The sequence below is a fragment of the Stenotrophomonas sp. 85239_Sma genome, assembly GCF_056481725.1.
In genome coordinates this window covers 947,589-959,785 of sequence record NZ_CM151163.1, presented here as the reverse complement: position 1 = coordinate 959,785, position 12,197 = coordinate 947,589, and the positions used below count along the sequence as shown (strand labels likewise).

8 protein-coding genes are annotated in these 12,197 nt (G+C 66.8%); all 8 read left to right on the top strand.

The window, feature by feature from the left end; genetic code table 11:
* Positions 1–12: 12 nt before the first annotated feature.
* Genes ACYKG1_RS04400 through ACYKG1_RS04365 form a run of 8 tightly spaced genes read left to right on the top strand, consistent with a single transcriptional unit; the run spans position 13 to position 12,190 of the window.
* The gene (locus ACYKG1_RS04400) at positions 13–411 is read left to right on the top strand and encodes a virion core protein, T7 gp14 family (protein WP_032961812.1); all 399 of its coding nucleotides are present in this window, start codon (positions 13–15) and stop codon (positions 409–411) included.
* Positions 412–414: 3 nt separating this feature from the next.
* Complete coding sequence (locus tag ACYKG1_RS04395) at positions 415–2,589, top strand: hypothetical protein (RefSeq protein ID WP_032961810.1); 2,175 nt, start codon at positions 415–417, stop codon at positions 2,587–2,589.
* 6 nt (positions 2,590–2,595) lie between these two features.
* Positions 2,596–5,760, top strand: coding sequence for a hypothetical protein (locus tag ACYKG1_RS04390; RefSeq protein ID WP_005412397.1), 3,165 nt, complete (start codon positions 2,596–2,598; stop codon positions 5,758–5,760).
* Between the two features lie 39 nt (positions 5,761–5,799).
* Positions 5,800–8,337: a phage tail fiber domain-containing protein gene (locus ACYKG1_RS04385; protein WP_005412396.1), complete on the top strand. Its 2,538-nt coding sequence runs from the start codon at positions 5,800–5,802 to the stop codon at positions 8,335–8,337.
* Positions 8,338–8,362: 25 nt separating this feature from the next.
* Positions 8,363–11,167: a tail fiber domain-containing protein gene (locus ACYKG1_RS04380; protein WP_049427184.1), complete on the top strand. Its 2,805-nt coding sequence runs from the start codon at positions 8,363–8,365 to the stop codon at positions 11,165–11,167.
* The gene (locus tag ACYKG1_RS04375; RefSeq protein WP_126411773.1) at positions 11,167–11,652 is read left to right on the top strand and encodes a hypothetical protein; all 486 of its coding nucleotides are present in this window, start codon (positions 11,167–11,169) and stop codon (positions 11,650–11,652) included. The genes ACYKG1_RS04380 and ACYKG1_RS04375 overlap by 1 nt, the downstream gene beginning before the upstream one ends.
* A 26-nt stretch (positions 11,653–11,678) precedes the next feature.
* Entirely contained in the window at positions 11,679–11,948 is a 270-nt protein-coding gene (locus tag ACYKG1_RS04370; RefSeq protein ID WP_005412393.1) for a phage holin family protein, read from the top strand.
* A 17-nt stretch (positions 11,949–11,965) separates the two neighbouring features.
* A complete protein-coding gene (locus tag ACYKG1_RS04365; RefSeq protein ID WP_005412392.1) occupies positions 11,966–12,190 on the top strand; it encodes a hypothetical protein in 225 nt (74 codons plus the stop codon).
* The last annotated feature ends 7 nt before the right edge of the window (positions 12,191–12,197 follow it).

Here is a 12,197-nt window from a genome sequence, read left to right as displayed (position 1 = left end):
GCAGTCAGCGCGATGGCGACCATGTACGGCCAGGATCAGAACAACAAGGCCATCGAGGAAGCCGCGGAGCGTCAGCAGGAGCAGATCAACGACCAGGCCGCCGAGCGCACCCAACAGCGCATGGAGGAGGCCCGCGCACTGCGATCCGCGATGCGCGCCTCCGCAGCAGAAGCGGCAGTGTCCGGCAACTCGGTCGAGCTGCTGGCGAACGACATCATGGCCCAGGCTGGCCGTGACGTGGCCCTCATCGAGAAGAACCGCAGGAACGGAGTCGTCGAAAGCGGCTCCGAAGCACGCGCTCGTATCCGCACCGGCAATGCCGAGGCGCTGGGCGGCGTGATGCAGTCAGGCGCGAATGCCTACAGCAACATCCAAACCTACAAGCGCTATTCCATTCCCGGAGACGAGTAACCCGTGGCTCGCACGAAACCCCAAGAGATCATCCGCCGCGCGCAGGTGCCGCAGCGTCTCGCCGAGCGCCCCGTTCTGGCGGTGCAGGCTGACCAAGCGTCCTCCGCTGGTGCCGGTGTCCTCTCTCGCACCGCCGCTGCGGTGCTGACGCGCGTCTCGGATTCCGTCAACTCGCAGATGATCTCAAACAGCCGCGAGCAGTACAGCGCCGCGGCGACCCAACGTATGCAGGAGGACGCCGAGGGTACGCCCCGGCAGGCCGAGGACTTCGTTGCCCAGCAGTCGGAGTCATGGCGTCGCGGCTACCTCAAGGCAGACGGCATCATCCGCGTCCGCGACTGGCAGATCGAAGCGGCCAAAGAGATCGCCAAGGCCGAACCCGGCACCGACATCGAGCCGCTCATCAAGGAGCGGATGGCTGCGCTGACGCAGAACCCCGAGTTCCAAGACCCGCAGGTCCGCAAGGCCCTGATGCCGGTCGCCATGCGCGCCGCGCAGCAGGTCCGCCAGCAGTGGCAGGCCGACTCGATGCGGGAAATGCTGGTCCGGCAGAAGGAGTCGCTGACCGCGATCATCCGCGACGGCATCAAGGGCGGCACGTTCCTCACTTCCGAGGGCATGAACGGCCTGTACGCGATGCTGGACCAGGAGGAGTACGCCTATCTCAACAAGCGCGACGTGGACGAACTCTACGTCGAGGCCGCCAAGGAGGAGCTGGCCGCAGGCAACCGCGATCCTCAGTCGATCCTGGCGTTCCTGGAGCAGGACCGCGGCGACGGCCAGCCCGGCTTGATGAACACCGAGCACGGCGACGAGCTGCGCGCGGCGGCTGCCGCTGGTGCCCGCGTGATCGCACACCGCGAGGACGAGGCACGCAAGCAGGCGATGGCCGAGGCAGAGTGGACGCTCCAGGGCCTCGCGGATCGCGGCCAGCTCACCCACAAGACCATCGACACCTGGGCCAGTAAATTCGGCCTGAGCGGTGGCGACCTCCAGTCCTTCAAGCGATACTGGAACAACCAGCAGGAGCAGACGCTTCGCCGCTGGGAGCAGGAAGCGAAGGAGCGCGCCCGAGAGGAGCGCATCCGCAAGCTGGTAGCCGGGGGCAATCCCTACGAGATCAGCGACGCCGACCTCAAGAAGCAGGCCGGTAAGGAGTGGGAGGAAACCCCGCAGGCCGCACGCGGCCAGGTGCTCCAGAAGTGGGCACGGCAGGGCATCGTCATCCCCCAGCTCGAACGCATCCTCAAGCGCGCTGACCCGGCGTTCCAGGAGAACTTCCAGAACGCCGCGACGCTGTACGAACAGCTCCGCAAGGTCTCGCCCAAGTACGCCGATACGGTCGCTGGCGGCGAGGCTGCCGCAATGCTGGACCAGTACCTCTACGACACCCGGCGCAGCGGTCAGTCTCACCAGGAGGCCGCTCGCGTCCTGACGCAACCGAAGCGGGAAGTCGAGGAGGCCCGCTCGGTCATCAACGACACCTGGAAGTCCGGCATCAAGGACTACCTGGAGATCGACGGCAAGCCGCGTGACCCGCGTGAGCTGCACCGCATCCGCCAGGAAGCCGAGCGCATCGCCTCGCGTGGCGGAGTGTCCGGCGAAGCTGCCATCCGTGCAGCGGTCGGTCAGATCGACGCCCAGCGCACGACCGTCAACGGCCGCCGCGTGCCAAACATCGGCATGCCGCAGGGTGCCGAGCCAGCGGTAGACGAGCTGATCCAGACGGTCGCGCGCAAGCTCGGCCGCGACCCGGATGAGCTGTCGGCCCTGCCCAATCCCCGCAATCCGGGGCAGTGGCAGATCGTCGGCCCCGACAACTGGCTGATCCCTGACCCGGACACCGGCCGCGCCATCGGTTTCGACCCGCGTGCCATCGCGGCACAGCACCAGCGCTGGAAGGGAGACCTTGCGGAATCCCAGGCGCGTCGTCGGGTCGAGCAGCGCACCACCTGGGCGGACCAGTCCCGGAACATCCGCGACCTGCGCTCGCAGTCGGCGACCACGGAAGTCCCTGCGGCCATCGCCAAGCGCGACGCCAGCGCCGCCGAGGCTCCCGCCTTCGAGCTGCCCAAGTTCGACCTCACCAAGCCGCTGGTTCCCAACGCGGGCACCAAGCAAACCACCACCACCCCGGCAGTCCCCGAGGACTTCCTGGAGTACCTGACGAGGAAGTAAGACCGCATGTTTGAATCCCTACCCGGCGCAGACGAGAACATCGTCAAGCCGGCAACCCAGCAGCCCATCGTGCAAGCCGTGCGCGAGCGCAAGGAGCAGCGAGAGGCCGCGGAGCGCCGGAAGGATCAGACGACCGTATGGGACGGATGGGGCGCTGCCCAGGCAAAGGGCGGCATCGGCTTCATCGACCGCTTCATCACCGAGCTGGGCTACGAGCCGCAGCAGGGCTATCGCATTCCCGCAGACGCGCGCAAGCGCTGGGAGTCGATGGGCCTGCGCCCGGAGCAGTGGGAGCTGTTCGGCCGGGCCACGTCCGACGAGCACCTCTCCTATCTGGAATCCGTGGCCTTTATGAATCAGATGGCGGACGACGACCTGGCGCAGTTCGGCCTGGGCGGACAGATCGCCCTCGGCTTCACCGACCCGGTGGCAACCGGCCTCGATCTCGCCACGGGCGGCCTGGGGTACGCAGCCAAGGCCGGACGCCTCGCCAACGCGGTGCGTTCCGGTCTACAGGCTGCGGGCACCTCCGCGCTGATGTCGGCCGCAACCTCCACCTACGACCCCGAGCAGACGCTCGCGGATGGCGTGCAGAGCGCCGCCCTGTCGTTCGCGTTCGGTGGTGCCCTCGGCGCTCGCCGGGGTGCCCTGTTCGACGGCGAGGTGAAGCCTGACGTGGTGAAGCGGCTGGCCGGTGACGACTCGCTGTCCGCCGCCCGCGTGGCAGGCACCGCCGCCAACGACCTCACGCCAGGCGTCCTCCCGCTGCGCAACGAGAGCGCATTCGAGCAGGAGTTCACCGACAAGGCGCTGGTCAACGCGCACATCACGCCCCACTTCGCCACCGTCCGCCGCGACCTTGCTGCCCGCATGGGTAGCGCCAAGTCGCCGCTGGTGCGCGAGGCGGGCCGCCTGCTGTTCCGCGATGGCGTCGGCTACACCGATCGCTCCGTCGCGGTCCAGGAGTCCACCAGCGAGTTCGCCAAGCGCCACCTGGCCGTCATGGAGACGGAATGGCGGAGCGGAGTGAACGCCGCATGGGACGCCTACAAGCAACGGACAGGCACCCATTGGTGGAACTTCTCCGAGCGCGCAAAGTTCAACGAGGAGGTCGGCCGTGCCGTGCGCGGTGCGCCTGACGTATCACCGGAAGCCGCCAAGGCGGCCGGCAGCGTCGCCAAGGCGATGCGCGATGCGCTCAAGCTGGCGCAGGACAGCAACCTCGACGGCTTCGCCAACGTGGCGCAGAACGGCAGCTACCTGCCGCGCTACTGGAGTGGCAAGGGCTTCAAGCGCCTGTTCGGCGAGATGCAGCTTCACCAGGACGACGTGATCGAGCAGCTCATCAAGCCCGCCATGCGTCGCGCCTGGGAGGCCACCACCGACGAAGGCGACGAGATCGACGACGAGCTGCTCGGGGCGGTTGCACGCTCCTACCTCAAGCGCGCCCAAGCGAACTTCGAGGGCGACGGGATGGACCTGCTGGTCCGCCCGCTGGACAGCGATTCGGTCGAGGAGATCGGCAACATGCTGACCGAGGCGGGCGTCTCGCCCGTGCGGTCGCAAGAGCTACTGTCCAAGCTGGAGCGCAAGACCTACGAGTCGGGCAAGCTCGACCGCGCGAAGAAGCGCATCGACCTCGACGAGACCTACTCCACCACCATCCGCAACGAGGCTGGCGAGGACGTGCAGGTCTCGATGGCCGACCTGTTCGACAACGACGTGGACTCGGTGATGACCCGCTACATGCGCGAGATCACCGGCTGGTCGGCGCTGTCGTCGAAGGCTGGCATCAAGAACCGCGCACAGCTCGACCGCTTCGTGTCGAAGCTCAAGAGCGACGCCCGCAAGTCCGGCGACGACGTGAAGGACATCGAGCGCCTGATCGACATCGGCCTCAAGTCCACCTTCGGCCGCAGCACCGAACTCGATCCCGCCAGCCGAGGCGCACGCTACGCGCGGTTCCTGCGCAACTGGAACTTCGCCCGCGTGATGAACCAGGTCGGCTTCTCGCTGTTCGCCGAGCTTGGCCCGACCATCGCGCATGCCGGTCTCCGCAACTTCTGGAACTCCGTGGGTGCCGCCCGCGACTTCCTGGTGCGCGGCGCTGACGGCAAGCTGTCCTCGCAGGAGGCGCGCGTCATGGAGCGGCTGTTCGCACCCGGCACCGACTGGCTGCGCAACCCGCCGTTCCTGCGCCTGGACGAGGATGCGCTAGTGCCGCAGACGTTCAACGTCAAGCACGGCGAGAAGATCGACAACGCGATGAACATGGCGACGCACGTCACCTCGGTCGCATCCGGCATGGCCCCGATCAACACGATGCTCCAACGCATCGCCGGTCGCGCCACGCTGCTGCGGCTGCTGGACATGGCGAACGCCAAGAAGCTGTCGGACGCCGAAGTGGCCCGCCTGCGCACCTGGGGCCTCGACGAGAAGGCCCAGGCCGACGTGTTCGGCTACCTCAAAGGCAAGCGGCAGATCGAGCAGATCGACCCGGACAAGCTGCCGTTCCAGACGCGCGAGCGCATGGCGGCCTTCCTGTTCCGCGTGACGCGACACCAGGTTCTCGAAGGTGACGCCTCGGACAGCATCGAGCTGATGCACTCCACCACCGGCCGCATCGTCACGCAGTTCCGCAGCTTCATGGTCAACAGCTACACCCGCCACTTCCTGAACTCCGTCCACCACTACGACGACTGGCGCACCTACGCGATGGTCGTGCTGTCCACTTCGGCAGCAGGCATGGGCTGGGCGGCTCGCACGTACATCAACACTGCGGGCAACCCCGAACAGCGGAAGAAGCAGCTGACGCAGGAGAACTTCTACAAGAACGCTGTCGCGCAATCGAGCTGGTCGAACGTGATCCCCGCGGTCACCGACGCCGTGTGGGCGGACGCCTTGGGTAACGACCCGGTGTTCGCCAACAACCGCTCGACCGGCCTGGAGAACGGCGTGATGGGCATCCCGTCCATCGACCTGTTCAACAAGGTCTACGGCAGCACGCGGATGATCGGTTCGGCCATCCGCGACGATGAGGAGATCACCGAGAAGCAGATGCGCGACTTCTGGAAGATTTGGTGGTTCAACAACATGACGGGCGTCCGCAACATCGCGGATCAAGCCCTACAGCAGTTCCCTGACCGCAAGGACGGGACTGATCGACCGTAACCAGGAGGCCCTTCGGGGCCTCCACCTTTTTGAGGACGCATGATCGAACTATCGCGCGGCCTTTCCTTCGTGCTCTACACCTACGAGGGAGGCCCTACGCGGTTCACCGTGCCGTTCCCGTACATCGCCCGCGAACACATCCGGGCGTTCGTCGGTGAACCGGACGCGGCCCGCGCTGTCTCCGTGTCGTGGGTGGACGCCAGCACCATCGAGATTCCGTCGCAGGATGGCGTGCTCGACGCACCCTACACTGTGACCATCCGGCGATTCACGCCGATTGACGCCCTCCTGGTCAACTACAAGGAAGGCGCAAACCTCCCGGCGCGCGACTTGTCCAAGTCGTTCCGCCAACTGCTGTACGCACACCAGGAACTCGCCGAGTTCGGTGGTGGCAGCGGCCTCCCCGGTGGCGGCCCCGGTAACCCCGGTGGCGACCCGGACCTCAACGCAATCATCGAGCAGCTCCTCCGCTCGCCAGCACTGCAAGACCTGCTGACCCGCATCGACCTTATCGACGTGAACGCCGAGGCGATCCTGGAGGAAATCATGCGCTCGCACGAGTTCTTCGACGTGCAGCGCGACTATGGCGACAAGATCAGCACGGCCACCCACGAGATCGGACTGCTGACCGAAGGCAACAAGGTCATCGCGCAGCAGATCATCGACCTGTTCGCGCGGGTGGACTACGGCGAGCAAAGTAGCCAGGCACGATTCCTGGAGGTCAATCGCGCCATCGCTGACGAGCGCTCCGCGCGCGTCGAGGCGATCACCGAGCTGCAAGGCCAGGTGGTCGAGAACGGCAAGACGATCTCCGCAGCGCTCAACCAGCGCATCGACGAGGTGGAGAGCACCACCGAAGCGGCGCGTGCGGCCACCGAGCAGCGCCTCGGCGCAGAGATCGAGGACAGCGCGGCGCAGGTCCGCACCGCGGTCATGGCCGAGGTTGACGCAACCAAGGCCCGCGTGTCCGACGTTGAGACGGCAGTAGTCCGCCACGGCGAGAACATCGCTGGCCTGGCCGAGACCACCGAAGCCCTGACGGACGCCGAGGGTGCCAACACGGCATTCCGACAGCAGATGGCGGCCAGCTACGGCGCGAACGTGCCGCAGGGGATTGCCAATGAGATCGACGGCCAGGTGTCGGCGGTTTCGGCCGCCTTCGAGCAGCGCATCGACACCGAAGCGTCCGCGCGCGAAGCCCTGGCTTCCCAGGTATCCACGCTGGAGACCAGCACCGCGCCGACGATCTTCTCGGACGCGCAGCCCTCCCCGCCCGCTGGCGGCTTCAAGGTTCCGACCTTTTGGGTCAAGACCGTGCAGACCGGCGCGTACCTGACGCAGATTTGGGATGGCACCGGCTGGCGCAAGGCCGACCTGGATGTCACCTCTCCGACCGGCGCGCTGGTGCAGCAGCTCAACACCACCAAGATCACCGCCGAGCAGGCACAGGCCATCGCGGCCACGCAGGTCCAGGCGTTCAAGGACGGCGACTTCGCCACCATCCGGCAGGAGTTCAACGTGGTCGCCGGGCAGCACTCCGGCATGTACGGTCAGTGGCAGGCCAACTACTCGGTCAAGATCAACGCGGGCACCATCAACGGCGTCCCCGTGGTCGCCGGTATCGCCCTCTCCGCCAACCCGCAGACCGGCAGCGACTTCATCGTCACCGCGGATCGCTTCGCCTTCGTCCACCCGCAGTACACCTCGGGCGGCACCTTGGCGAGCATCAAGTATCCGTTCGTGATCGGCACTGTCGGCGGCCAGTCCACCGTGGGCATCCAGGGTGCGCTGGTGGTGGACGGGACGATCACTGCGGACAAGATCAGGGTGAACTCCCTGGCCGCGCTCACGGCAAACGCAGGCACGATCAACGGCGGCACGTTCAAGACCCACACCCTCGACGGCAACGGCAACATCGTCAACGCTGCCGAGTTCCGCGTGGAAATCTCCAACCTCGGCGACTGGCCCCTGTGGGTCGGCTCCGGCGCGAAGAACGCCAACAACGCGGTGTTCTACGTGGACCGCAACGGCGGCGCGTTCTTCCGAGGCCGCGTCAATGCTCCCAACATCGTTGGGCAGTTCCAGTCGGCGACCGGCGTGTGGTGGACCGGGGCAACGAGCCTCTGCTACCAGGCGGGCAACAACTTCATCCCGCTCGGCGATTGGGTGGCGATCCACGAGTTCTGGCTCGGCGCTCCGGTGCTGGCTGGCGAGGGTCATACGCCCTCCGTGTCGGTGACCGTCACCGCGAACACGCGCGTCTACGGGCTGCACGTCATCTTGGAGGAGCTGCGCGACTCTGTGTGGGTCGTCATCGCCTCGCACGAGCCGCCGATGTACCGCGCGTTGATTCAGCAGATGGGCGGCGACGGCAACACCTTCACCGCGTCCAACTTCTACACCTACGAGCAGTCGGTGACGCTCTCGGCGTCCGGCGCATGGACAGGCGGTGCCCGCGCATTCCGCGTGCGGTGCCGCGCATCCAGCCCGCCTCCGCAGGTCCACGGCTACGACGCCCCGGCCTACCCGAACTACCTCATCACGTCGATTGGCGGCTTCGCCTTCGGCATCCGATAACCCTCAGAGAGAACCCAAGCACCGCATGAGCACTACCCCCGGCTACGTCTCCAACGCCGAGCTGGCCTCGCGCCTCTCGACGCTGGTAGACCGCTGGAACCGGCGCGAGAATCAGATGATCGCGCTGCTGACTCAGGAGGAAGGCACCGTCGTCGTGACGGACGGCCTGGGCAACAACCACACCCTCCTCTCGTTCCCGCAGCTCCAGAAGGACGTGGCCGGGCTGACCGACGAGCTGACCGGCTCGGTCGTGCAGGTGCGCGACCTGGTGTCCGTGGCAACCGGCATGGCGAACGCCGCGCAGGCGTCCGCAGATGACGCCTCTGGCTTCGCCGACGCTGCCGAAGCATCCGCCGTGCGCGCTGCGGAATCCGCCGCGAGCATCGACGACGACGTGCAGGCCACCGCCGACGCGGCGACCTTCGCTGCTGCCAAGGCGGCCGAGGCTTCCGACAGCGCGACCGAGGCGGCAAGCTCCGCAGTGGACGCCGCCGCTTCGGCGACGGCCTCGGCCACCTCGGCGCTGGCTTCGGCTGGCTCCGCAAGCCAGGCGGGCACGTCGGCCACCGCAGCGGGTCAGGCGCGTTCCGACGCGCAAGCAGCGGCGACTGCTGCCGCCACGTCACGGGATCAGGCGCAGACCATCCTGGGCTATGCGACCGACGCGGCCGACCGCGCGGAAGCTGACGCCACCGCTGCCGCAGCATCGGCTGCCGCAGCCGCCGACAGCGCGACCGCCGCAGCGACCTCGGTCACTCAGGCGACCACCCAGGCCAACCGGGCGGAAGCCCAGGCGTCCGCCGCGGCGACCAAGGCTGGCGAGGCTGCTGGCTCGGCGACCACCGCAGCCGGTCATGCCTCCGCTGCGTCCGGCTCGGCGTCTGCCGCCTCGATCTCGGCGCAGACCGCATCGTCGGCCAAGGCCGCTGCCGAGGCTGCCCGCGACAAGGCTGGCCTGTACGCGAACGCGCCGCAGGGCACCGAGGTCTCGCCGGGCGAGTTCTCGGCGAAGCATTGGGCCGCCCAGGCGCAGGCTGCCGTCACTGGCTCGCTGGTCTACATGGGATCGTGGGATGCCGGCACTGGTGCGTTCCCGGCCAACCCGGTGAAGGGTCACTTCTACAAGGTGGTCGGCGAAGGCACTGTGGGCGACATCCACTGGCGAGTCGGCGACCAGGCGCTCTACGGCGCTACCTGGGAGAAGATCGACAACACCGATCAGGTCACCAGCGTCGCCGGTAAGCAGGGCGACGTGACCCTCGTGGCTGGCGACATCGGCGGCCTGGGCGCGCTGGCGACCCGCGACGACGTGGACTTCAACACCCACGTCACCGGGAAGCCGACGACCTACCCGCCGAGCACCCACACGCACACCAAGGCGCAGGTCGGCCTCGACAAGGTGGACAATACCGCCGACCTCGACAAGCCGATCAGCACCGCGACGCAGACGGCGCTCGACGGCAAGGCGGCGGCGACGCACACGCACACCATCGCCAACGTGACCGGCCTCCAGTCCGCGCTCGACGGCAAAGCGGCGGCGTCCCACTCGCACACCATCGCAAACGTAACCGGGCTGCAAGCGGCGCTCGACGGGAAGTCGGCAATCGGCCACACGCATACCGCCGCCGAGATCGCCAACGTCGTCAACGTGACCGACGATCAGTCCATCGGTGGCGTCAAGACGTTCGCCTCCGGGCAGATTCGTGTGCAGGGATTTGGCGGCGAGGCCACGTCCGGCGTCATGTACCTGGGGTCGCTGGATCGCTATGTGTACGTGCCGCCAGCTGCGAACTCGCTGGAGTTCCGATTCGGCGATGGCACGGGTGGCGTCGCGTCCCTCAACGCTGGCGGCACCGTCTGGACCTCGGCGAACTTCAACCCGGCAGGAAAGGCCGACGCCGGTCACACGCACACCATCGCAAACGTCAGCGGCCTCCAGTCCGCACTGGACGGCAAGGCGAGCCTGGGTGGCGCAACCTTCACCGGGCAGGTCACTCTGGCCTATGGCGCGCCGCTGCGGTTGACCGGCATGGGTGCAGCGGGAACCGCGTACATCCACGGAACGAACGGCGCTGGCGATGACGTTTGCTCGATCACCCGCGTGAACACGAACAGCTGGTACAACCTGTACTGGAACGGTGCTGCGAACATTGCGGGCCGCCTGACGGTCGGCGATCAGATTTACCTCAACGCTGGCTGGTTCCGCTCCCAGCAGTCCGGCACCGGCTGGTACTCGGAAGCGCACGGCGGCGGCATCTGGATGCAGGACAGCACCTGGGTTCGCACCTACGGCGGCAAGGGATTCCTTATCGCTGGCCCAGGCGGTAGCGGTGGCGACCTCCGTTTGGAGAGCTACTCGCCAACCATCACCTGTTACGACTCCGACAACGGGACCACGCACTGGCTCCATTGCAACGACAACAACCACGGCTTCCTCGCCAGCAACGCCTTCTCGTGGTGCGCCTACCGCGACGGCAGCAACAATTGGGTCGCCACGGGCAACATCGTCGCCTATGCGTCCGATGCGCGTCTAAAGAAGAACATCGTGGACGCCTCGGCCTCCAAGGTGGCCGACTTCTTCGACCGCTTCCGTGTACGCGAGTTCGATTGGGATGCCAAGGCAATCGCCGAGCTGAATCCCACGTTCCACCCGAGCGCGGATCACGAGGTCGGCGGCATCGCGCAGGAGGCCGAGGAGGTCTACTCGTTGATGGTCGCCACGCACGCAAACGGCATCAAGACGATCCAGTGGGAGAAGGCTATTCCCTTCCTTATCGCTGAGGTGCAGGCGCTGCGTAAGCGCGTCGCGGACCTTGGGGGAGGTGCCTGATGGCCCTCCCCGGCTCCGGCCCTATCTCCTGGGAAATGATCCGCGCCGAGTTTGGCGGCGGCTACCCGATCTACGCGGACCAGTATTACCGAGGACGTGGATTGGTGCCCGACGTTCCGGCCAACTACGGCGTCCCCACGAGCGGCCCGATCTACGCCTCGCAGTTCTACAACGCGGTCAAGGCGACGCCGTTCCAAGCATCGCTGTCGCCGAGCTACCTGATGGGTAACTGGCCTCAGTCCACCAACGGCACGGTCAGCGAGTCGTTCAGCGTTTATTGCTCGGGCGGCACCGGCAACTACTCCGTGGTCTCCCGCTCCGTCACAGGCGGCGCGTCGATCTCCGGCAGCGGCCTCGGTGGCACTGTGACCGCCTCTGGGCGGAACACCTCCCGCATGGGGCAGTTCACAGTCGTCGTCACCGATGGCGTCACGCAGATCACCCTGACCGGCAACTACGAGTACAGCTTCGGTCGTCCGCTCTAACGCATCCACCACCTACAAGAGACCTAATGCACGATGAAGTGAAGCTGGTCGGCGCTCTCGCGGGCGTCGGCCTCATCGTGGGCATCGCAAAGATGCTCACGTCGAACGATCCGATCACCTGGAAGCAGGCGCTCGGCCGCGCAATCCTCTCTGGCGCTACCGGCCTTGCCGCTGGTGCCATCGTCATTTTCATCCCCGGCGTCTCCTTCGTCGCCCAGGTCGCGCTCGCGTGCATCCTGGCGTCGCTCGGCACGTCCGCGCTGGAGACCGTACTGAACCGCGTCGTCAACAAGTGACCGCCCCCAAGGATGCCTTGGAGCGACTGCACGCCGCAGTCGCTGACAAGCTCGCCGACACCATCGACTCGATGGAGTCGGACGCGAAGGGCCTGGCCTCGATCCTCAACGTGGCCCGGCAGTTTCTCAAGGACAACGGCATCGACGTTGCGGCCACGCCGCCCGGCTCACCGCTGGGCAAGCTGGCCGACAAGGTGTCCGAGTTCCCGTTCGATCCCGCTGAGGATGGGCGGCTGAACTGATGGAGGG

Coding starts and splice junctions, on each gene's coding strand:
- ACYKG1_RS04400 (WP_032961812.1), top strand. CDS start 13: ATGGCGACCATGTACGGCCAGGATCAGAACAACAAGGCCATCGAGGAA.
- ACYKG1_RS04390 (WP_005412397.1), top strand. CDS start 2,596: ATGTTTGAATCCCTACCCGGCGCAGACGAGAACATCGTCAAGCCGGCA.
- ACYKG1_RS04380 (WP_049427184.1), top strand. CDS start 8,363: ATGAGCACTACCCCCGGCTACGTCTCCAACGCCGAGCTGGCCTCGCGC.
- ACYKG1_RS04375 (WP_126411773.1), top strand. CDS start 11,167: ATGGCCCTCCCCGGCTCCGGCCCTATCTCCTGGGAAATGATCCGCGCC.
- ACYKG1_RS04370 (WP_005412393.1), top strand. CDS start 11,679: ATGCACGATGAAGTGAAGCTGGTCGGCGCTCTCGCGGGCGTCGGCCTC.
- ACYKG1_RS04385 (WP_005412396.1), top strand. CDS start 5,800: ATGATCGAACTATCGCGCGGCCTTTCCTTCGTGCTCTACACCTACGAG.